Origin of the sequence: Deinococcus terrestris (genome assembly GCF_009377345.1) — a bacterium.
GTDB lineage: Bacteria > Deinococcota > Deinococci > Deinococcales > Deinococcaceae > Deinococcus > Deinococcus terrestris.
In genome coordinates, this window is record NZ_WBSL01000001.1 from 753,912 (window position 1) to 774,321 (window position 20,410).

23 protein-coding genes are annotated in these 20,410 nt (G+C 70.2%); 9 read left to right on the plus strand and 14 right to left on the minus strand.

Annotated features, from left to right (window positions below):
- The first annotated feature begins 196 nt into the window (after nucleotides 1-196).
- Nucleotides 197-1,774, plus strand: a complete 1,578-nt coding sequence (locus tag F8S09_RS03730; protein ID WP_152869024.1) for an L-glutamate gamma-semialdehyde dehydrogenase — start codon at nucleotides 197-199, stop codon at nucleotides 1,772-1,774.
- A 2-nt stretch (nucleotides 1,775-1,776) separates the two neighbouring features.
- On the opposite strand, the gene F8S09_RS03735 is transcribed toward F8S09_RS03730, so the two are convergent.
- Nucleotides 1,777-2,121 (minus strand): DUF4180 domain-containing protein, encoded by a 345-nt coding sequence (locus F8S09_RS03735; protein ID WP_152869026.1) that lies wholly within the window; start codon nucleotides 2,119-2,121, stop codon nucleotides 1,777-1,779.
- Between the two features lie 43 nt (nucleotides 2,122-2,164).
- Here F8S09_RS03735 and F8S09_RS03740 point away from each other — a divergent pair, with 43 nt between their 5' ends.
- Genes F8S09_RS03740 through F8S09_RS03755 form a run of 3 tightly spaced genes read left to right on the plus strand, consistent with a single transcriptional unit; the run spans nucleotide 2,165 to nucleotide 4,836 of the window.
- The gene (locus F8S09_RS03740) at nucleotides 2,165-2,671 is read left to right on the plus strand and encodes a DinB family protein (RefSeq protein ID WP_152869028.1); all 507 of its coding nucleotides are present in this window, start codon (nucleotides 2,165-2,167) and stop codon (nucleotides 2,669-2,671) included.
- Entirely contained in the window at nucleotides 2,638-3,519 is an 882-nt protein-coding gene (locus F8S09_RS03750; protein WP_227978441.1) for a phosphotransferase family protein, read from the plus strand. Before F8S09_RS03740 ends, F8S09_RS03750 begins: the two co-directional genes overlap by 34 nt.
- Before the next feature lie 21 nt (nucleotides 3,520-3,540).
- Nucleotides 3,541-4,836, plus strand: a complete 1,296-nt coding sequence (locus F8S09_RS03755; RefSeq protein ID WP_322618499.1) for an aminotransferase family protein — start codon at nucleotides 3,541-3,543, stop codon at nucleotides 4,834-4,836.
- 59 nt (nucleotides 4,837-4,895) lie between these two features.
- Here the strand turns inward: F8S09_RS03755 and map are convergent, their stop codons facing one another.
- Nucleotides 4,896-5,657, minus strand: a complete 762-nt coding sequence (map, locus tag F8S09_RS03760; RefSeq protein ID WP_152869031.1) for a type I methionyl aminopeptidase — start codon at nucleotides 5,655-5,657, stop codon at nucleotides 4,896-4,898.
- A 65-nt stretch (nucleotides 5,658-5,722) separates the two neighbouring features.
- On the opposite strand from map, the gene F8S09_RS03765 reads away from it, so the two are divergent.
- Nucleotides 5,723-6,574, plus strand: a complete 852-nt coding sequence (locus F8S09_RS03765) for a M55 family metallopeptidase (protein WP_152869033.1) — start codon at nucleotides 5,723-5,725, stop codon at nucleotides 6,572-6,574.
- On the opposite strand, the gene F8S09_RS03770 is transcribed toward F8S09_RS03765, so the two are convergent.
- The 5 genes from F8S09_RS03770 to F8S09_RS03790 are packed head-to-tail and all read right to left on the minus strand — an operon-like array spanning nucleotide 6,575 to nucleotide 10,261.
- Nucleotides 6,575-7,033 (minus strand): hypothetical protein, encoded by a 459-nt coding sequence (locus F8S09_RS03770; RefSeq protein WP_152869035.1) that lies wholly within the window; start codon nucleotides 7,031-7,033, stop codon nucleotides 6,575-6,577.
- A gap of 14 nt (nucleotides 7,034-7,047) precedes the next feature.
- Nucleotides 7,048-7,449 carry a DUF4259 domain-containing protein gene (locus tag F8S09_RS03775; protein WP_152869037.1) on the minus strand — a complete coding sequence of 134 codons (402 nt, stop codon included), beginning with the start codon at nucleotides 7,447-7,449 and terminating at the stop codon, nucleotides 7,048-7,050.
- Nucleotides 7,446-7,865, minus strand: a complete 420-nt coding sequence (locus tag F8S09_RS03780; RefSeq protein WP_152869039.1) for a hypothetical protein — start codon at nucleotides 7,863-7,865, stop codon at nucleotides 7,446-7,448. The genes F8S09_RS03775 and F8S09_RS03780 overlap by 4 nt, the downstream gene beginning before the upstream one ends.
- Nucleotides 7,862-9,091: a flavodoxin-dependent (E)-4-hydroxy-3-methylbut-2-enyl-diphosphate synthase gene (gene ispG / locus F8S09_RS03785; protein WP_152869041.1), complete on the minus strand. Its 1,230-nt coding sequence runs from the start codon at nucleotides 9,089-9,091 to the stop codon at nucleotides 7,862-7,864. Before ispG ends, F8S09_RS03780 begins: the two co-directional genes overlap by 4 nt.
- 60 nt (nucleotides 9,092-9,151) lie before the next feature.
- Nucleotides 9,152-10,261 carry a BMP family lipoprotein gene (locus F8S09_RS03790; protein WP_152869043.1) on the minus strand — a complete coding sequence of 370 codons (1,110 nt, stop codon included), beginning with the start codon at nucleotides 10,259-10,261 and terminating at the stop codon, nucleotides 9,152-9,154.
- A 204-nt stretch (nucleotides 10,262-10,465) separates the two neighbouring features.
- Here F8S09_RS03790 and F8S09_RS03795 point away from each other — a divergent pair, with 204 nt between their 5' ends.
- Nucleotides 10,466-12,298 carry an alpha-amylase family glycosyl hydrolase gene (locus F8S09_RS03795; RefSeq protein WP_152870064.1) on the plus strand — a complete coding sequence of 611 codons (1,833 nt, stop codon included), beginning with the start codon at nucleotides 10,466-10,468 and terminating at the stop codon, nucleotides 12,296-12,298.
- Here the strand turns inward: F8S09_RS03795 and F8S09_RS03800 are convergent.
- Nucleotides 12,255-12,806, minus strand: coding sequence for a P-loop NTPase family protein (locus F8S09_RS03800; protein WP_152869045.1), 552 nt, complete (start codon nucleotides 12,804-12,806; stop codon nucleotides 12,255-12,257). The genes F8S09_RS03795 and F8S09_RS03800 overlap by 44 nt on opposite strands.
- 95 nt (nucleotides 12,807-12,901) lie before the next feature.
- Here F8S09_RS03800 and F8S09_RS03805 point away from each other — a divergent pair, with 95 nt between their 5' ends.
- The gene (locus F8S09_RS03805; RefSeq protein WP_152869047.1) at nucleotides 12,902-13,360 is read left to right on the plus strand and encodes a DUF7079 family protein; all 459 of its coding nucleotides are present in this window, start codon (nucleotides 12,902-12,904) and stop codon (nucleotides 13,358-13,360) included.
- 121 nt (nucleotides 13,361-13,481) lie between these two features.
- Complete coding sequence (locus F8S09_RS03810) at nucleotides 13,482-13,865, plus strand: NADH-quinone oxidoreductase subunit 15 (RefSeq protein WP_152869049.1); 384 nt, start codon at nucleotides 13,482-13,484, stop codon at nucleotides 13,863-13,865.
- Here F8S09_RS03810 and F8S09_RS03815 read toward each other — a convergent pair.
- The 6 genes from F8S09_RS03815 to ligA form a co-directional block, all read right to left on the minus strand.
- Nucleotides 13,843-14,418 carry a class I SAM-dependent methyltransferase gene (locus F8S09_RS03815; protein ID WP_322618500.1) on the minus strand — a complete coding sequence of 192 codons (576 nt, stop codon included), beginning with the start codon at nucleotides 14,416-14,418 and terminating at the stop codon, nucleotides 13,843-13,845. The two genes, F8S09_RS03810 and F8S09_RS03815, sit on opposite strands and share 23 nt — an antisense overlap.
- The gene (locus tag F8S09_RS03820) at nucleotides 14,415-14,876 is read right to left on the minus strand and encodes a divergent PAP2 family protein (protein WP_152870073.1); all 462 of its coding nucleotides are present in this window, start codon (nucleotides 14,874-14,876) and stop codon (nucleotides 14,415-14,417) included. Before F8S09_RS03820 ends, F8S09_RS03815 begins: the two co-directional genes overlap by 4 nt.
- Before the next feature lie 18 nt (nucleotides 14,877-14,894).
- Complete coding sequence (gene folD, locus F8S09_RS03825) at nucleotides 14,895-15,761, minus strand: bifunctional methylenetetrahydrofolate dehydrogenase/methenyltetrahydrofolate cyclohydrolase FolD (protein WP_322618501.1); 867 nt, start codon at nucleotides 15,759-15,761, stop codon at nucleotides 14,895-14,897.
- On the minus strand, nucleotides 15,758-16,246 hold the full coding sequence (gene nusB, locus F8S09_RS03830; RefSeq protein WP_322618502.1) for a transcription antitermination factor NusB: 489 nt from the start codon (nucleotides 16,244-16,246) through the stop codon (nucleotides 15,758-15,760). The genes folD and nusB overlap by 4 nt, the downstream gene beginning before the upstream one ends.
- Nucleotides 16,247-16,277: 31 nt before the next feature.
- Nucleotides 16,278-16,619 carry an Asp23/Gls24 family envelope stress response protein gene (locus F8S09_RS03835; protein ID WP_152869051.1) on the minus strand — a complete coding sequence of 114 codons (342 nt, stop codon included), beginning with the start codon at nucleotides 16,617-16,619 and terminating at the stop codon, nucleotides 16,278-16,280.
- A gap of 112 nt (nucleotides 16,620-16,731) precedes the next feature.
- The gene (gene ligA / locus F8S09_RS03840) at nucleotides 16,732-18,780 is read right to left on the minus strand and encodes an NAD-dependent DNA ligase LigA (protein WP_152869053.1); all 2,049 of its coding nucleotides are present in this window, start codon (nucleotides 18,778-18,780) and stop codon (nucleotides 16,732-16,734) included.
- A 332-nt stretch (nucleotides 18,781-19,112) separates the two neighbouring features.
- Between ligA and F8S09_RS03845 the strand changes: the two genes are divergently transcribed.
- Nucleotides 19,113-20,222: a BMP family lipoprotein gene (locus F8S09_RS03845; protein ID WP_152869055.1), complete on the plus strand. Its 1,110-nt coding sequence runs from the start codon at nucleotides 19,113-19,115 to the stop codon at nucleotides 20,220-20,222.
- The last annotated feature ends 188 nt before the right edge of the window (nucleotides 20,223-20,410 follow it).

The window sequence follows — 20,410 nt, forward strand, 5'->3', positions numbered from 1 at the left end:
TCATCACGCAGGACTCCGGGGTGGCCTGGGGTCCTGTCCTTTTGGTGAGGGCGACCACCTTTCACTTGCCAGGTCGCCTCGTCCCGGAGGACCATACGAGGAGCCACTTCCGGGGCCTTTTTTGCCGACTGACAGCGGGTTTGTGCCCCCCCGGAGGGCGTGTTAGGCTCGCCTTCATACCCAAGGAGGCAGGACCATGACGAACACGCTGCTGGAGGGCTTCCTCCCCTTTGAACACGAGCCGTATTTCGCCTTCGGTCAGCCGGAGGTGGCCGAGCGGCAGCGGGCGGCCTACCGCGCGGTGCGGGAGAAGTACGTCGGCCGGGAGTTCCCGCTCTACATCGGCGGGCGGGCGGTGGAAGGCGAGGGCACCTTTGAGGTCCGCAACCCGGCCGACACCCGCGAGGTGGTGTGGCGCTTTCCGAAGGCGACCCCCGAGCAGCGCGAGGAGGCGATTCGCTGCGCTGGAGAGGCGTTTGAGGACTGGCGCTTTTCGGACCCCCTCCAGCGGGCGACCATCTTCAAGCGGGCAGCCGAGCTGTTGCGGGCGCGGAGGATGGAGTTCAACGCCGTGATGGGCCTGGAAAACGGCAAGAACTGGGCCGAGGCCGACGGCGAGGTGGCCGAGTGCGTGGACCACTTTGAGGTCTTTGCCCGCGAGACGCTGAAGTGGGCGCAGGGGAATGCCGTCTACCCGATGCCCGACGAGCACGTCACGACCGTCTACGAACCGCTGGGCGTGGTCGTGACCATCAGCCCGTGGAACTTTCCGGCGGCGATCCCGCTGGGCATGAGTCTGGGGGCTATCGCGGCGGGGAATACCGTGATCTGGAAACCCGCGTCGGAAACGCCACTGTCTAGCCTGTTGATGGTCGAACTGCTGTACGAGGCGGGCTTGCCGCGGGGCGTCATCCAGTTCCTGACCGGGACGGACGAAGTGCTGGGCGATTCCCTCGTGGACCACAGGGACGTCCGCATGATCGCGTTCACCGGCTCCAAGGAGATCGGCTGCCGCATCTACGAGCGGGCGGCGAAGGTGCAGCCGGGGCAGCGCTGGCTCAAGCGCGTGATCGCGGAGATGGGCGGCAAGGACCCGACGGTGGTCTGCGCCGACGGCGACATCGACGCGGCGGCGCTGGGCATCGTGCAGTCGGCCTTCGGGTACGCCGGGCAGAAGTGCTCCGCGTGCAGCCGGGTGATCGCGGAAGAGAGCGTGTACGACGAGCTGCTGGAGAAGGTCGTGCGGCTGGCGGGGGAGCTGAAGGTCGGCTCGCCGGAGGAGAACGGGGCGATAGGGCCAGTGATCCACGCGGGGAGCGCCGAGCGAATCATGGGCTATATCGAGCGCGGCAAGCAGACCGCCCGCCTGGTGCTGGGCGGCGAACGGGCTGAGATGGGCGAGGCCGAGGGTGGCTACGTGCAGCCCACCATCTTCGCGGACGTGGACCCGAAAGACCCCCTTTTTCAGGAGGAGATCTTCGGCCCGGTCCTCAGCTTCACGAAGGCCCGCGACTGGGAACACGCCATCGCGCTGGCGAACGACTCGGAATACGGCCTGACCGCCGCCTTCTACAGCCGCGATCCGCGCAAGATCGAGGAAGCGCGGCGGCGCATCCACGTCGGCAACCTGTACGTGAACCGCAAGTGCACCGGGGCCTTGAGCGGCACCCACGCCTTCGGCGGCTACGGCATGAGCGGCACGAACGCGAAGGTGGGCGGGCCGGACTACCTCTTCTGGTTTGTGCAGACGAAGACGGTGGCGCAGAAGTACTGAGGCTAGGGCGAGGCGCTGGCCCCCAGCCACGCCAATGCCTCGGCCTCGGTCCTCACGAAGCGGATGAGGGGATGACGGGCGTGCTCGTGGGCGAGTTCGGCAAAGCGTTCGCCGTGGGCCGCGAAGTCTGACAGGATCAGCGCCGTGCGGATGCCGTAATTGGTCAGCTTCTGGAAGAGTTCGCCCGCCAGTCCGCTGCGAAGCTGGAAAAACTCCGGGCCGAGGTCCGCCTCAGTCAGGATCAGACCGCCCAGACCCCAGGCAGCGCCGATCAGGTGGGAGACGTCGGACAGGCTCTGGACGCTCACGCCCAGTTCGCTCGCCGCCTTGATTCGGAGTTCGTCCATCCGGAGCAGGCTACCCCGCCTCCCCGTCTGCGAGACTGACCCCATGACCGACACCCAACCCGACCGCAACGAGCGTGCCCAGCTCGCCTTCGCCCGGCTGCTGCCCAAGCTGTTCCGGGGCGGGCAGGCGTTCGTGGGCGTGGAGGCGGCCCTGAGCGGCCTGGACGCCGACACCGCCGCCCGCCGCCCGGAGGGGCTGCCGCATTCGGTGGCCGAACTGGTCGCGCACGTGAACTGGTGGAACCGCTGGATGCTGGACATCATCGAGATGGGGCAGGCGCTGCCCTATCCTGCCCACGCCGCCGACACCTGGCCCGCCGTGACCCCGCAGGACTGGCCGCGTGTCAAGGCCGAGTTCTACGAGCTGCTCGCACGGGTGGACACCCACACGGCCCGCCCGGACCTCGCCAACCCGGTCAACCACGACGAGACCATCGGGGAACTGCTGGCCGACTTCGCCCTGCACACGGCGCACCACTTCGGGCAGGTCGTCACGGTGCGGCAGGCGCTGGGGGCGTGGCCGCCTCCGGGGGGCGGGGACACGTGGTAGACGCCGACCTCGCCGTCACCGAACTCAACGCCGGAGACTCCAGCCGCGCCTCGCACGTGTGGCGGGTGGAGTCGGCGGATGGGCCGGTGATCCTGCGGCGCTCGTGGTGGACCTCGCCCGACGTGAGTGCGTTCATGCTGGGGCTCTCGCGCCTGTTCGGGGTGGACCCCCGCGACCTGCACGTCACCGCCGACGCCTACCGCTTCTGGCGGGGGCTGGGGGCCTGGGAGGTGCCGGAGGTGCTGGGCTTCACCGACTTCCGGGGCGGCCCGGCGCTGCGGGTCGCTTTCGTTCCCGGTGAGCCTGCGCGGGACTTGCGGGAGGCGGACGCGGCGGAGCTGGGGCGGCGGGTGGCGCGGGTTCACGCTCAGGCGGCGGACGGTTTCGGCCCGGTGACGGGTCAGCCGTCGCAGCCGCTGGCCGACTTCTATCCCCATGCTCTGGAGATGGTGCGCGGGGTGGCCTCCCACTTCGGGCCGGACGCCTGGGCGGACCACTGGCCGGACGTGGAAGCAGCGTTCGCGGCGGCCCCCTCCCCCACCCGCGCCGTGCCGATGCTGCTGGACTGGAACGGCTCGCAGTTCGTGTGGCGAGGCGGGCAACCCTTCGCCCTGGTGGATGTGGAGGCGTCAGCTTTCGCGCCGCCTGAACTGGACCTGTGCCTGTGGGAAGTGCTACTGGACGCGGCGGGTGCCCAGGCTTTCCGGGCCGCCTATGCCCAGACGTTGCCCTTTCCCGACCTCGGCCCGCACCGCGCCCCCTGCCGCCTGCTCCTGCGGGCGCTGGAGGTGGAGGGGGCGCCTCCCCTCCCCGCGTGGCTGGCCCTGCCTCCCCACTTCGACTCCTGACTCCCGAAAGGCTTCCTTCCTGTGACTGACTCCAGCGTCTTCTACCGTTCGCGCAAGCCCTATCCGACCGCCGTGCGCGGGGAGGGGGTGTACCTGTACGACGGGGCCGGGCGGCGCTGGCTGGACGGTTCCTCGGGGGCGCTGGTGGCGAACATCGGGCACGGACGGGCGGAGGTCGCCGAGGCGATGGCGCGGCAGGCCCGCACGCTGCCCTTTGTCCACGGCTCGCAGTTCACGTCGGACGTGCTGGAGGAGTACGCGGCGCGGCTGACCGCCTTTCTGGGGCTGCCCGGCTTCCGCTTCTGGGCGGTGTCGGGCGGCTCGGAGGCGAACGAGAGCGCGATCAAGCTGGCGCGGCAGTACCACGTGGAGCGCGGCGAGCCGGAGCGGTACAAGGTCATCACGCGGGTGCCCAGCTACCACGGCGCCTCGCTGGGGGCGCTCGCGGCGTCGGGAATGGGAGCGCGGCGGGCCATGTACGCCCCGCTGATGAACGAGGCGGCGTGGCCCAAGATGCCCAAACCCGACCCGAGGCTTTCCGGTGAGGAAGACGCCGAACGGCTGCGGGCGGTGCTGGAGGAGGCCGGGCCGGACACGGTCGCCGCCTTCCTCTGCGAGCCGGTCGTGGGCGCGTCGGACGCGGCGCTCGCCCCCAATCCGGGGTATCACGCCCGCATCGCGGAGATTTGCCGCGAGTACGGCGTCCTCTTCATCGCAGACGAGGTCATGAGCGGAATGGGCCGCTGCGGGGCGCCGCTGGCCGTGCGGCTGGGGGGGGACGTGACCCCCGACATCGTGGTGCTGGGCAAGGGCCTGGCCGCCGGATACGCGCCGCTGGCCGGGCTGGCCGCCTCGCCGGAGATATACCGCACGGTAATGGAGGGGTCAGGCGCCTTCCAGCACGGCTTTACCTACGCCGGGCACCCGGTCAGCGTGGCGGCGGGCCTGAGCGTGCTGGAGATCGTGGAACGCGAGGAGCTGCCGGGGCGGGCGCGGGGGCAGGGCGAGCGGTTGCTGGCCGGGCTGCGGGACCTCCAGAGCCGTCATCCCGCCGTGCTGGAGGTACGCGGGCACGGCCTGCTGCTGGGCGTGGTGCTGGGCGACCCGCGGACGGGCGAGGCTTGCGCGGCGCCGGGCCTCGCCGGGCGGGTGGCGGCGGCGGCGTGGGAGCGCGGGCTGATCACCTATCCGGGTACGGGGGCGGTGGACGGCACGCGCGGCGATCACCTGCTGCTGGGACCACCGCTGAGCATCACGGACGCGGAAGTGGACGAGATGCTCGCGGCGCTGGATGGGGCACTGAGAGCGGCGGGCTGAGAGCTACAACAGAGGGGGAGCCGCTGGCAATACCGCGCGGCTCCCCCTGTCCCATCCGCCTACAGCGTCAGAATCTCATGTCCCTTCGCCGTCACGACCACCGTGTGCTCGAACTGGGCGCTGGGCTGCTTGTCGGCGGTGATGACGGTCCAGCCGTCGGGCAGCAGGCGCGTCTCTGGGCGCCCCAGGTTGATCATCGGCTCGACCGTGAAGACCATGCCGGGCTGCACCTTGAGGCCGGTGTACCGCGCCCCGTGGTGGTAGATGGTGGGTTCCTCGTGCAGCCGCTTGCCGATGCCGTGTCCGGTGTACTCGCGGACCACCCCGAAGCCGCGCGACTCGGCGAGGGTCTGGATCGCGTGGCCGATGTCACCCGTGCGCCCCCCCGGCCGCACCTGCTCCAGCCCGGCAGCGAGGCACTCACGGGTGGTGTCCACCAGCGCCTGCACCTCGGGGCGCACCTGTCCCACCGTGTAGGTGTAGCAGGCGTCGCCGTACACGCCGTTCATGTACACGCCGACGTCCACCCCGATGATGTCACCCTCCTGCAACTCGCGCGGGCCGGGGATGCCGTGGCAGATCACCTCATTGACTGAGGCACAGATGGTCGCCGGAAAGGGGTTGGACTTGGGACCGTATCCCAGGTAGGCGGGCGTGGCCCCGGCCTTTCGGATGTGCTCTTCCGCGAGGCGGTCAAGGTCGGCCAGGGTCGCGCCGGGTTTGACATGCGGCTCCAACACCCGGAAGGTTTCGGCGACGAGCGCCCCCGCACGGCGCATGGCTTCGATCTCGCGGGCGGATTTCAGGGCGACTCGGCTCATAACGGAAGAGGCTAGCACACGGCCGCCGGGCCGCCGGGAACCCCCGGCACGCTACGCTGCCCGGCATGAACGTCGTGATCAGCGTGGATATGGAGGGCGTGTGCGGGGTGGCGAGCTGGGTGCAGGTCAGCCCACCCGAGTTCGGCGGTCTGGTGAACGGGACCGAGTATCAGGCCGCCCGCACCCAGATGACGCTGGAGGCGGCGGCGGCAGCGGAAGGGGCGCTCGCAGCCGGGGCTACGGGCGTCCTGATCAACGACTCGCACGACACGATGCGCAACCTTCTGCCCGAGCTGCTGCCACGCGGGGTGCGCTTCACGACTGGGAACGACAAACCGCTGAGCATGGTCCAAGGCGTGCAGGAGGAGGGGGTGGGGGCGCTCCTCTTCGTGGGCTACCACGCGCGGGCGGGCAGCGTGCGCGGGCCGCTGGCGCACACCTGGAACGGCTTTATTCGGGACGTGCGGGTGAATGGCCGCTCCACGGGTGAGTACGGCCTCAACGCGCTGGTCGCCGGACACTATGGGGTGCCTGTGGTGTTTGCCGCCGGGGACGATGTGGCCCTGACCGAGATCACGGCGGAACTGGGCGAACAGGTGGTCACTGTCCCCGTTAAGGAGGGGCTGAGCACCTACGCGGCTGTCCACCTCCACCCCCAGGACGCCCGCGACCGCATCCGGGAGGGGGCCGAGCGGGCGGTGCGCGCTGCCGCACAGGCCACGCCCTATACGACTCAGTGGCCTGCCCGCACCGAGTTGCGCTTCGACCATCAGGCCCGCGCCGATCAGTGTGAGCGGGTGCCCGGCGTCACGCGGGTGAACGCCGAGACGGTGGCCTGGGAAAGCGGGGACGCGCTGCACCTCTTCGGCATGTTCCGGATGCTGGCGCGGGTTGCGGAGGTCAGGTTGAACGCTTAGCTACCATTCGAAAAAGAGGGCGTCCCCACGCGACAGGTTCGGCCACTGCCGCAGTTCCCGCGCCGTGGCTGGGGGTAGGCCCCTGAGGTCTGCGGCGGCGAACGTGGCGTTCAGCCAGGACGGGTCGGGCACCAGCCACCCCGCCCGCTGCCACCACGCCGTCAGCGGGGGCTGGTCCAGATAGGGCGACTCCCAGGCATAGGGCACCGGAAGGACCGGGACGAAGCCGAGCACAGGAGCCACCCCACTGACCCGCATCCGCACCTGCGCCCCGGTGCGGCGCTCCTGCCAGTCCACGGTCCCGTGGAGGACGTAGGGCTGAGGCTCGTTGCTCAGGTGTCCCGGAGTCCAGCCCGTCTCCCTCGCACAGCGGTACAGATCGGCCTGAAGACTGGGCCGGGGATCGTGGCCTAGCGCGGCCAGATCGTCCGCCAGCCAGACTTCCGCGACCGAAAGCACGGCCCTGCCCTCCCCTACTCCAGCGCCCCGCGCACCCGCTCCGCCCCGGCCCGCCAAGCCGCCTCGTCCCCCGCATCGGCCCACAGGTCGGGGAGTTCGCTGTCGGGGGCCAGCACGCGCGAGACGGCGGCGTGGGCCACACCCCGCAGGTCTTCCAGTTCGGCGCGGTCAGCCCCAGCCACCCAGGCCCGCAGCCCCGCGTCGGTGAGGTGGGCCGTGTCCCCCGTCAGCGCGGCGGCCAGCACCTCGGCGGCCGCCAGGGTGCGCCAGCCCTCCTCGGCGGCGAGAAACCCGGTGTCGGGGTCGAGGGCCACGTCAAAGGCTTCGGCCAGGGCAAAGGCGCCGTCCTGGGCCACTTCCTGCGCGAAGGCCGCGCCGACTTCGTTGTCAAAAGGTCCGGGTCCCCAGAGGTTCATGGGGCCAGCTTACGTGGGTTCAGCCGGGTGCCCAAGGCCGCCAGTCCGCTGCCCAACCGCTCGGCCAGTGCATCATCCTGCGTCGTCAGGTGCAGGTCGCCCTCGTGACAGAACAGCAGCTCGAAGGCCTGGCCCGTCTCGGGGACAAGGCCGCGCCACCACCAGTCGTCACGCCCCAGGGTGAAGCCCAGCGCCTGCCTGCCCCGGAGCAGGGGCAGGAGTTCGGACACCGGGCACCGGACTTCCGCCCACTGCAATGCCCCGAAGACTGGACTGCCCCCAAACGCCGACTCGGTCCAGCCGTGCAGGGTCGTGACCTCAGTGGCTCCAGCGCCTGAGAGCACCCCCACGGCGGCCTCGGCCACCTGCGGCCAGCGTGCGGGGGCAAGCGGGGACGTGTCCCAGTGCCGGGTCACCCCTGGACGGTTTCCTGCCCGTACCGCTCCTCCACATACCGGTCCAGCAGCGCCTGAAAGTCCTCCACGATGCGCGGCCCTTTCAATGTGGTCAGCAGCTTGCCGTCCTGGTAGACCGGGGCGCGGGGGTCCTCCCCGGTGCCGGGCAGGCTGATGCCGATGTTGGCGTGCTTGCTCTCGCCAGGACCGTTGACCACGCAGCCCATGACGGCGACCTGCATCTCCTCCACGCCGGGGTACTTCACCTTCCACTCGGGCATGGAGTCGCGGATGTAGTCCTGAATCTGCCCGGCGAGGTGCTGGAAGAAGGTGGACGTGGTGCGCCCACAGCCGGGGCAGCTCGTGACCTGGGGAAGAAACTGGCGCAGGCCGAGGCTCTGGAGAATCTGCTGGGCGACCTCGACTTCCAGCTTGCGTGGGGCGCCCGGCTCGGGCGTGAGCGACACACGGATGGTGTCCCCGATGCCCTCGGTGAGCAGCGGCGCCAGGGCCACGCTGGACGCCACCATGCCCTTCATGCCGATGCCCGCCTCCGTCAGGCCGAGGTGCAGCGGGTAGTCGCACAGCGGCGCGAGCTGGCGGTAGACCTGCCACAGCTCGGGGGCGGCGCTGACCTTGACCGAGATGATGATCTTGTCGTGGGGGAGCCCCAGCCGCTCGGCGTAGCGGGCCGACTCCAGCGCGGAGGTCACCATCGCGTCGATGGTCACGTCGGTGGTGGATTTGGGGTTGCCCGCCGCCGCGTTCTCGTCCATCAGGCGGGCGAGCACCTGCTGGTCGAGGCTGCCCCAGTTCACGCCGATGCGGACGGGCTTGCCGTACTGCTTGGCGACCTCGATCATCGTGGCGAAGTTGGCGTCGTGGTGCTGCCCGGCGCCCACGTTGCCGGGGTTGATGCGGTACTTGGCGAGCAGCCGGGCCGTTTCGGGGAACTCGGCCAGCAGGATGTGCCCGTTGTAGTGGAAGTCCCCGACGATGGGCACGTCAATGCCGACTTCATGCAGGCGGGCGACGATCTCGGGAATGGCGGCGGCGGCCTCGCGGGTGTTGACGGTCACGCGCACGATCTCGGACCCGGCGCGGGCGAGCTGGGCGACCTGGATGGCGGTGGCCTCGGCGTCAGCGGTGTCGGTGTTTGTCATGGACTGCACGACGATGGGGTGGGCACTCCCCACGGGGATGCGGCCCACCCAGGTGGTCACGGTCTGACGGCGCGGCGTCCTCATATGCGGGCAGTCTACCCGCGCCCGCGTGGGACTTTGGGAGCAGGGACTACTGGGCGAGTCCTACTGGGCGGGCACCTTGACCGTGCCCTTGACGATCAGGGCCTCGAGTTTTTCCAGGTTGGTCTTGATCTGCGCCGGAATCAGGGCCTCGTTGTAGCGGTCGAAGGCCAGGCCGATGCCGCCGTTGTTCAGGCCAAAGGAGCGGTCGCCGCTCTTCCAGGGCCGCCCCATCGCCACGTCCTTGACGACGGCGTACACCGCGTTGTCCACCCGCTTGAGCATGGAGGTCAGGCCGTGGTTGAGGGTGGCCGGGTTCTTGTCGAAGTCACCCAGCGCGTTCTGGTTGGTGTCCACCCCGATAAAGAAGACCGGGCGGCTGTCGCCCGCGCAGGCCTTGCGGTAGGCCGCACTCTTGGTGACCCCCGCGTAAGGGTCGGCGCGGAACTTCAGGTCGGGGGGCAGTGCTCCCGCCTTGAGGCAGGGCTGCGCTTTGATCTGGTCGATCACGCCCCGGCCACTGGCTCCTGCCGCCGCGTAGATGATGTCGTTGCCGTTGCGGGTAAGCTGCGCGGCGAGCAACTTGGCCGTGCCCGGCAGGTTAAAGCCCGCGCTGGAGTCGCTGACATACACGCTGGTGACCTGACAGTCGGAGCAGGCGAAGGCCACCCCCGCCTCGAAGCCCGCCTTGAAGCGCCGAATCACCGGGATATCGGTGCCGCCGATAAAGCCCACCCGCCCGGTCGCGCTCTGCTTGCCCGCGAGGTACCCGGCCAGGAAGCTGCCCTCCTGCTCGCGGAAGCGCAGGCCGACCGTGTTGGCCCCCTTGGGCAGGTCGTCCACCAGGATGAACCGGGTGTCCGGCGCTTTGGCGGCGGCGGCGGTCAGGGCCGCGTTGTTCGCGTAGCCCACCCCGACCACGACCTTCGCGCCCGAGCGCACCAGGCCGGGAATGCCGCGCCCCACCTCGTCGAACTGCTTCGGCTCGAAGGTGCGGACCTGCCCGCCCGTCTCGCCGAGCACTCGCTGCACCCCCTGGTACACCGTCTGGTTGAAGCCCGCGTCCTCACGGCCCCCCAGGTCAAACCCGATGCCCACCGTGAAGCCGATGGCGTGGGCAGAACCGAGCAGCAGGGCGGAGAAGGAGGCCAGCAACGCGGATTGTGGACGCATACACTATCTTTCCCAGCCCTCTCTTACAGAGGCCTGACGCCGCTGGGGGGGGTGGGGGGGTCTGCGCCCCCTTGACCTCTCCCCACCGGTCCGCGCAGACTGCCCCAAAACCCGAAGGCAACGCTTGCCCCGCCGCCGGGCACGACCTCTCTCCGCAGTGACCGGAGGAGGGCCGTGCCCGGCGAACGCGGCATGGAGGATGAGATGAACGACCACAGAACAGGCATCAGCGCATGGCACGACCACACCCCCGGCTACACGGGGCGGCTGGGGGCGGGGATCGGCGAGGGCGTCCAGGTGCGGCTGCGCGTGACGGGCGAGGGCGCGGGGGACGTGACGGGCGTCCGGCTCGACTTCGTGCGGGTGGGCGAGATCGAGAGCGTGCGGGCGACCGAAGTCGGCGGGGCTGGGGAGGGCCGCTGGTTCGAGGCCGAGCTGCCGCTGGACGCCGCCCGCGTGCGCTACGCCTGGACGCTGGAGTTGCCCGGCGACAGCCTGCACCTCACCGCGCTGGGGCTACACCGGGTCCGGCGGGGCTTCCGGAGCTGGTTCGGGTACCTTGCCGGGCACCGGGCGCCCGAGTGGGCGTGGCGCAGCGTCTTCTATCAGATTTTCCCTGACCGCTTTCGCAACGGCGACCCCACGAACGACGTGCGGGACGGCGAATACCTCTACCAGGGCCGCCCGGTGCAGAAGGCCGAGTGGGGCGCTCCCATCACGAAAGCGGGCGACATCCACGCCCACTACGGCGGCGACCTCCAGGGGGTGGCCCAGGCGCTGCCATACCTGGAGGACCTCGGCGTGAACGCGCTGTGGCTCACGCCCATCTTCGTCTCGCCCTCGAACCACCGCTACGACATCAGCGACTACCGCCACGTGGACCCGCACCTTGGGGGGGACGCGGCCTGGGAGGAACTGCGGGCGGCAGCGGACGCACGGGGCTTCCGGCTGGTGCTCGACGGGGTGTTCAACCACGTGGGGAACGAGCACGCCCTCTTCCGGGCCGCGATGGAGGACGACGCGGCGCCCGAGCGGTCGCTGTTCACCTGGCGCGACGAGCCGGGCAAGCCGCCCTACCACGCCTTTTTCGACCTGCCCAGCCTGCCCAAGATCGACTACCGGGCGCCGGAAGCGGTCGCGGAGTTCCTGAACGGTGAGCGCAGCGTGGTCCGCGAGTGGCTGCGGCGGGGCGCGGCGGGCTGGCGGCTGGACGTGGCGCACATGATCGGCACGGGCGGCAGCGACGAGGACAATCTGGAGCTGCACCGGGCGCTCAAGGCAGCGGCCCGCGAGGAACGGCCCGACGCCTATGTTTTCGGTGAGCGCTTCTTCGACCCCGAGCACGCGCTCGACGGCCAGGGCGAGGACGGCGCGATGAACTACCACGGCTTTGGCCTCCCAGTGATGCAGTGGCTGAGCGGCGCCGACCACTACGGCCGCCCCAGCCGTCTGGAGGGCGAGGAGCTGGCCGAGCTGCTGCATGACGCCTGGCACGTCCTCGCGCCCCCCGTCGCGCTGAGCATGTTCAACCTGCTCGAATCGCACGACATCGGGCGGGCGCTGTTCCGGTTGGAGGGGGACCGGACGCGGTTTCTGGCCGCCTTCACCCTGCTGATGGGCTACCCCGGCGTGCCCTGCACCTACTACGGCACTGAGGTCGGCCTCAGCCAGCGCCAGCCGGGGATGATGCCGTGGTGCCGCGAGAGCATGCCCTGGGACGAGGCGGCGTGGGACAAGGGGCTGCGGGACCGGGTCCGCGCCCTGATCCGGCTGCGGCGAGAGACGCGGGTCTTGCAGGAGGGGACCCTGCGCTTTCTGCACGCGGAGGCGGACGCGTTGGGCTTCTTGCGCGAGTACACGGACGCCCAGGGTCAGGTTGAGCGGGCTGTAATCATCGCCAGCCGCCGCCGGGAGGCCCACCCGGTGACGCTGACCCTCCCGGCGGGCGAGTGGCGCGACGCCCTGCGCGGCGAGACGCTGCCGGGCGGTGAGGTCACGCTGGACGCGGCGGGCGGACGGGTGCTGCTTCAGGGCTGAGGGCCGCCAGCCACCGCGCCGCCTCCCCCGGCGTCCTCAGCCGTACGACCCGCAGATGGGGGTAATCGGCAAAGAGGCCGGGCATCTCACGGCGGCGCTTCCAGTGCGTCTTGAAAAACCACGGCAGCGGCGAGTTGGTCCTCACCGCGTTGCGGAGGTGCTCGCGGTTGCCATTCCACAACTCCTGCCGCCCGGCGATGCGCCGCACGGTGCGCCTCAGCAGCCGCCCGAACACGACCTGGCCGGGGTAGTCCAGCCACACCAGCGTGTCGGCCCGCGCCCAGCCGATGTCGCGCCCCTTGGAGTAGTTGCCGTCCATCACCCAGGCGTTCCCGGCGGTGAAGGCGGCGACCTGTGCCCGGAACTCCTCAAGGGGCGCCTCCTGCCAGCCGGGCAGGTGGTTCCAGGCGTCCTGCTCGCCGTGGGGCACGCCCAGCCGCGTGGCCAGCGCACGGGCCAGGGTGGTCTTGCCGCTGCCGGTGGTGCCGATCACGATGATTCGCTGCATGGGGTCAGCAAAGCACGGGGGGCGGAACCAGGGCATCGGCGAGGTGGCTGACCCCGTGAAGGCCGGGGCGGGGCCGGAGGCGGCATCTTGAGGCCATGCCTCCAGCCCCGCCCCGGCCCCCAGCGGAGTTGTCCGGAGCGGAGCTGCGCCGCCGCCGTCCCCTGTGGGTGGCCCTCTCGGAGCTGTGGCTCGATCAGGAGCTGAGCCCGGCCGACCTGCGGCGCGTCGCGCGGGTGGCGGCGGCGTGCGGTTACGACGACGCCGAGGTGGAGGCCATCTTCTGGGGAGAGGTCGCGCCCGTGGTTGCCGGAAACCTGCTCGCGCCGGTCGGGGTCTGGAGCGGCTTCGACGAGGACTGGCTGTGCGAGCGGGCCGCCCGGTCTGCTGCGTACCGGTCACGCCCGAGCCTGACCCGGTGGCTGACCCGCCTGTGGGCCGGGCGACTCGTGGAGCGCGAGTGGAAGCACCTGCTGGCTCTCCTGCCCGTGGCCCGCGCGGAGCGGCAGGCCGGGCACCCGGCACCGGGCGGCTGGCCGGAGGAGTCCTCCGAATGACGCCGCCTGGAGATGCAGCGCCCCAGACGGCTCCATCCATCGTCCTGCCCGACCACACTCACCCGCTCTGCCCAGTCAAGAAGAGGCCGTCCTTTGGGCCGATGCTCTAGACTTTGCGGACATGGCACATGCACAGGACGGGCGGCTGTACGCGCAGTGGGTCGAGCTTCTTTCGTGGCTGGAATCGGAAGCGGCGACGCGGGGGCTGGGCTTCCAGAAGGTCGCGGATTTTCCCGACTACATCTACCGCATGGAGCGGCCCTACGACCTCCCCACCACGGTCATGAGCGCCGCACTCACGGCGAACGGGCAGCCCCTGATGGTGGCGGCGGTCAGCCCCCGGCACGTGGACCTCAAGGGCGTCTCGCTGCGGCTGATGGGCGGCAGCAAGCACTGGCACCTCCACGCGGGCGAGGCCGGGCTGCTGGAGGGCAAGCGGCCCTTCACGCGGGAGCGCCTCACGCAACTGGTCGAGGGAGCGGTCAGGGGGCTGGCAACGGTCTGACCGCGTCGAGAATCAGGGAGACGAACTCCAGCCGACCGCCCCGGTTGCGGTGGTCGAGGCGCTGGGAGCGGTAGACCGGGCCGGTCGCCAGCTCCCACTCCTGGGCGTGAAACCGGCCCGAGTCGTCGCAGTATTCGAGCAGCCGGACCCTGAAGCCCGTGTCCCGGAACACGGCGCTCAGGCGGCGAAAGTCGTATACGACCTTGTGGTCGGCGGCCGGGTGGTCGGCCGGGCCGGGACCGCCCACCTGCACCATGCGTTGATACTCGGGATTGGGGAAGTTGGCGTCGGGCACCGCCACGCGCAGGAACCCGCCGGGCTTCAGGTACCCGAAGCACAGCCGGGCGGCGGCGCGGCCCTCCTCCTCACTGAGGTGTTCCCAGACGTGCTCGCACAGCAGGGCGTCGGCCCGCCGCTCCCCGAACCACGCGGCCCAGGCAGCGGGGTCCAGCAGGTCCAGGTCCTCGCGCCCGGTCGGAATCCAGCCGTCCCAGCGCTGCTCCCCGGCCCCGAGAAGGACGCGCAGGGGGCCGGAGTCCGGGGCGGAGGTCACAGCACCCGGAAGGCCACGAAGGCCATACCGATCCCGATCAGGGTGCCCACCAGCACCTCCAGGTAAGTGTGCCCCAGCAGCACCCGCAGGGGCAGCGGCGCGAAGCCCTCACGCACGACGGTGCGTAACTCCTCCACGAGTTCATTCAGCAGCCGCGCCTGCATCCCGCTGGAATGGCGAACGCCGGTCGCGTCGTACATCACGATCAGGGCGAAGACGGCGCTGACGGCAAAGATCGGGCTGCCCATGCCCTGGGTCAGGGCCACGCCGGTCGTCAGGGCGGCCACCATCGCGGAGTGGCTGGAGGGCATGCCGCCCGTTTCCACAAAGGCCTCGGGGCGCCAGCGCCGCTCGATCAGCAGGATCAAGAGCACCTTGAGCACCTGCGCTCCGGTAGAGGCCAGCACCGCCGTCCACAACCAGCGGTTCCCGAGCAGATCGTCGAGGGGAGAAGACATCGTCACAGGGCAGGAAGTCTAGCGCGGCCCGGAGAGGCCCAGCCGACGCTCGGCCGCCGTGACGGTGTTGGCGAGCAGGGCGGCGATGGTCATGGGGCCGACGCCCCCCGGCACAGGCGTCAAGGCCCCGGCGACCCCGGCCACGTCGGGATGCACGTCGCCGGTCAGGCGGGACACCCCGGCGGCGTCCAGCACCCGGTTGATCCCCACGTCCACCACGGCCGCGCCGGGCCGCACCATCTCCGGCGTGACGAGGTGCGGGCGGCCCGCCGCGACGACGAGCACCTCCGCCTCCCGCGTGACGGCCCCCAGGTCGGGCGTGCGGCGGTGCGCCAGCGTGACGGTCGCGTCGGCGGCGAGCAGCAGCGCGGCCATCGGGCGGCCCACGATGGCGCTGCGGCCCACCACGACGGCCCGGCGGCCCGCGACGGGAATGCCGTAGTGCTCCAGCAGAACCATCACCCCGGCGGGCGTGCAGGGAAGGAGGCCCGGCCGCCCCGACCACAGCTCACCCACGTTGACGGGGTGAAAACCGTCCACGTCTTTGCTGGGGTCGACCGCCCGCAGCACCGCCGCCTCGTCGATGTGGGGCGGGAGGGGAAGCTGGACCAGAATGCCGTCCACGTCGTAGGCCGCGTTCAGCTCAGCAATCAAGGCGAGCAACTCGGCCTGAGAGGTCTCTTCGGGCAGGGCGTAGACGGTGCTCTGGAGGCCCACCTCCCGCGCCTTACGGTCCTTGCCGCGCACGTAGCTCACCGAGGCAGGGTCGTCTCCCAAACGCACGATGGCGAGGCCGGGGGGCCGGGGCAGGGTACGGGCGCGCGCCGCCGCCCGCGAGAGCAGTGCGGCGGCGGCGGGTGCCCCGGCAAGGACCTGGGCGGTCACGTGCCCGGGCGCTCCGGCAGGCTGCGGCTGAGGCCCCCCAGCACCCCGTTCACGAAACGGCCCGAGTCCTCGCCGCCGAACTTACGGGCGATCCGGACGGCGCTCTCGATCACCGGGGGGTGCGGCTCGTCCGTATGCAGCAGTTCGTAGGTCGCCAGTCGCAGCACGTTGAGATCGGTCTGCGCCATCTGCCCGAAATCCCAGCCGCGAATGGTGCGGCGCAGCTGCTCGTCCACCTCGGCGCGGTGCGTGTCCAGCCCCTCCACAAGCTGCCGGGCGAAGGCCAGCGCTTCCTCGTTCAGCGGGGTGAAGGTGTCGTCACCCTCGCGCATCGCCCCCTCCGCGCGGGTGAAGACAGCGGACAGCGGCATGCCCGTGCTCGCTCCGCCGCCCCGCTCGGCCTCGAACAGCACGCGGAAGGCAAACTCGCGGGCGGCCCGGCGGGTACCGACGGGCGGCTGGGCACGGTCGCGGCGGCGGGTCACAGGACCGCCCCTGACCGGAGGGTGAGCCGGATCAAGCGGCCCCCTCGCGCGGCAGGGTCACGTTCAGCACGCTGACGTTGACGGCCTTGACCTTCAGGCCCGTCATCAGCTCGATGTTCTCGCAGACGGCGCCCTGCGCCTGCCGCGCCAGCCCCACGAGGCTGCGGCCGTACTCCACATTCAGGCCCACGTCCACGGTGACCTGTCCGCCCTCGCGGGTGACCCGCAGGGCACGGGGACGGCGCGGCCCGCCCTGCTGCCGCAGCACCTCGCCCACCTTGAGGGGCGCGGCGGCGATCTCCACGCCCTCAATGCCGTCCAGCGTCGTGGCGGCGATGTCCGTCAGGACACTTTTGCTGATGTCTACGTCCATATCAGCAAACAGTGTAGCCGCGGGAGGTGGGAGGCTTGCGGCGTGGGTCCAAGGAACGACGAGGCAAGGGGGCGACGTTCCTCACGCCGCCCCCCTCTCACCAGGCCACGGGTTACATGCCGCGCTCTGCGAGCAGCGCCCCCAACCCGGCCTCGTCCAGCACCGCGACACCCAGCTCCTGCGCCCGCGCGAGCTTGCTGCCTGCTTCCTCGCCCGCGACGAGGTAGGAGGTCTTCTTGGTCACGCTGCCGGAAACGCGGGCGCCCGCTGCTTCCAGCTCGGCCTTGATCGCCTCGCGGGGGCGCGAGAGGCTCCCGGTGAGGACGAAGGTGAGTCCGGCGAGGGCGTCGCCGCGTGGGGCCGACTCCTCGATCGGGGCGACCCCGGCCTCGCGCAAGCGGCGCAGCAGGTCACGCATCGTCTCGTCGGCGAGGGCGGCGGTCACGCTCTGCGCCAGGACGCCGCCCATGCCGGGCACCGCCTCGATCTGCTCCGGGGTGGCGGCCAGCAGCGCGTCCAGCGTGCCGAAGGCGCGGGCCAGGGCCTGCGCTCCCCGCTCGCCCACGTGCGGAATGCCAAGGGCGTGAATCAGGCGCCACAGTGGACGGGTCTTGCTGGCCTCCAGTTGCGCGAGGACGTTGGCGGCCTTCTTCTCGCCGCTGCGCTCCAGGGCCGCGAGCCCTTCGGGGGTCAGTCCGTAGAAGTCGGCGGCGTCCCGCACGAGGCCCACAGCGAGGAGCTGTTCGATCAGCTTCTCTCCCAGCCCGCGCACGTCCATCGCCCCCCGGCTCACGAAGTGGCGCAGCCGCTCGTACTGTTGCGCGGGGCAGGCGGGGTTGGGACAGTAGGTGTTGGCGTCGCCCTCCGCCCGCACCGCCTCGTGCCCGCACTCGGGGCAGTGGGTCGGGAAGACGTAGGGCTGGGTGCCTTCAGGCCGCTTGTCCACGACCACGCGCAGAATCTGAGGAATCACCCCGCCCGACTTCCGAACGACCACGGTGTCGCCTATCCGCAGGTCCATGTCGCGGATGTAGTCCTCGTTGTGGAGGGTCGCGCGGCTCACCGTGCTGCCCTCAATCAGCCGGGGCGAAAGATGCGCGAGGGGGGCGAGCTTTCCGGTGCGGCCCACGTTGATGACGATGTCTTCCAACACCGTCTCGACCTCCTCCACCGGGAACTTGTAGGCGATGGCCCAGCGGGGCGCCCGGCTGGTGAAGCCCGCCTCCTCCTGCAGGGCGAGGGAGTCGAGCTTCAGGACCGTGCCGTCGGCGTCAAACTCGAAGCCCGAGCGGCCCCCGGTCATGCGGCGGTGGTAGTCGGCGGCGGCCTCAATCCCCGTGACGGTTTCTGAGTAGCGGCTGGTCGGGAAGCCCTGGGCGGCCAGCCACGCGAGCAGCTCGGCCTGGGTCCGCACGGGCACGCCGTCCCGCTTGCCGAGGCTGTAAAAGATCGCCTTCAGGTTGCGCGAGCGGGTCACCTCCGGGTCCTTCTGCCGCAGGGCGCCCGCCGCGCCGTTGCGGGGATTTTTCAGCAGCGGCAGTCCCAGTTCCTCGGCGCGGGCGTTGTAGGCGGCGAAGTCGGCCCGCGAGAGGTAGACCTCGCCGCGCACCTCCAGCTCGCCGGTCAGGCCCGGCAGTTCGCGCGGAATGCCCGGCACGGTGAGGACCTGCTCGGTGACGAGTTCGCCCGTGGTGCCGTTGCCGCGTGTGGCGGCCCACTGGAGCACCCCATCGACGTAATACAGGTTCACGCTCAGGCCGTCGATCTTGAGTTCGCCCGTGTAGGTGAAAGCGTCGTACTCGGGCGGCAGCCCCAGGGCGCGGGCCAGCTTCTCCTGCCACTCGCGCAGCTCGTCGTCGTCGAACACGTTGTCGAGGCTGGTCATCGGGGTGGGGTGGTTCACGGGCTGGAAGGCCGTGCTGGGCGCCCCGCCGACCGCCTGGGTGGGCGTGCCCTCCCCCACCCACTCGGGGTGCGCCTCCTCCAGGCCGCGCAGCTCGCGCACCAGGCAGTCGTACACGTCGTCGGGAATCTCGGGGTTGTCGAGTTCGTAGTAGGCGCGGGCGTGGCGCTCGACCTCCGAACGCAGGGCCAGGTAGTCGGCCTGGGTCGCCTCGCCGGGGGGGACACTGGGGGGGGTGCCGGGAGCGGCCTCGGTCATGGCAGGCAGCCTAAAGCATTTGCCGGAAGGGGGCTTTTGCTGTCCCTTGGGCGTGACGGAAAGAGGCCAGATCGGTCTGTCCCTGGCCTTTTGTCTTTCGCTTTAGACCCTTCCGAACCCCCCTCCTGGCCCTCAGCCCAGCTTGGCGCTTCAAGAAAGATTCAAGGCCGTCCGAAAGTCGCTTCAAGGACAGTTCACCCATTGGGGGGAAACGTGACCTTCGTCCAGGTCTAGACACCCGGTGGATTCCGTATACTCTGGGCTGGGTCCGAACCTGTGCTGGCTGAGGCCGGGTCCCGAGAACGGAACTGTTCCACTCCACCGGAGGAAGCATGAAAAAAGTTGTGACCATCGTCCTGGCGGCTGCTGCTGCCACGGCCTCTCTTGCTACGGCCCAGGGCGCTCTGCGCGTCGGCATGGCCTACGACGCGGGCGGCAAGTTCGACAAGAGCTTCAACCAGTCCGCTTACGAGGGCGGCGCGCGTGCCCAGAAGAACCTCGGGATTCGCCTGAGCGACTTCGAGCCCAGCGACCCCAGCCAGACCATCCAGGGCATCCGCAACTTTGCCAACCAGGGCTTTGACCTGACCGTCGGCGTGGGCTTTGCCAACAACGCGTCGATCACCCAGGTCGCCAAGGAAAACCCCGACCTCTACTTCGGGCTGGTCGACGACGTGTCCCCCCAGAAGAACGTCGCCTCCATGGTGTTCGCTGAGCAGGAAGGCAGCTACCTCGTGGGCTACCTCGCCGGACTGAACTCCAGCACGGGCGTGGTGGGCTTTGTGGGCGGCATGGACATCCCCCTGATCCACAAGTTCGAGGCCGGGTACACGGCGGGCGTGAAGGCCGCCAACCCCAAGGCCCGCGTCATCGCCCAGTACGTGGGCACCACCCCCGACGCCTGGAACAACCCCGGCCGGGCCAAGGAGATCGCGGCCTCCATGCGCTCGCGCGGCGCCGACATCCTCTTCGCGGCGGCGGGCGGCAGCGGCAACGGCGTCATCGACTACGTCAAGCAGACCCAGTGCCTCAAGGCGGCCAACCTGCCCAGCGGCGTGAAGTTCAACACCAACAACTTCTCCAAGGTCCGCAAGAGCGCCGCCTACACCAAGGCCTGCGCGGGCAACACCCGCCCGATGTTCTTCATCGGCGTGGACTCCAACCAGAACCGCCTCGGCGACTTTGACGGCAACCCCGCCACCATGAACCACGGCCTGACCTCGATGCTCAAGCGCGTGGACAACGCCGTGTACGCGCTGATCAACGACGTCAAGAACAACAAGTTCAAGGGGGGCGAGCGCCGCTTCGGCCTCAAGGAGAACGGCGTCGGCTACGCGGTAGACCAGTACAACCGCGCCCTGATCCCCAGCACCCAGGTTGCCCGCGTCGAGGCCATCAAGGCCCAGATCATCAGCGGCAAGATCAAGGTGCCCAGCAAGTAAAGTTGGCTACAGCAGGACGGGAGGCGGCCTTCAGGGGCCGCCTCCTTCTTTTATCTTCTTTTTGTGCGGACCAGGTAGAGCCTCACCAGCCTGTCGCCCCTCGCTGAGCCGAACTGGGGGAGTGGCCGCGAAGAGGGCGGCGCAGCCGCTCCAGACCTTACCTTTCTCCCCTTCATCCAGCCGCCCGC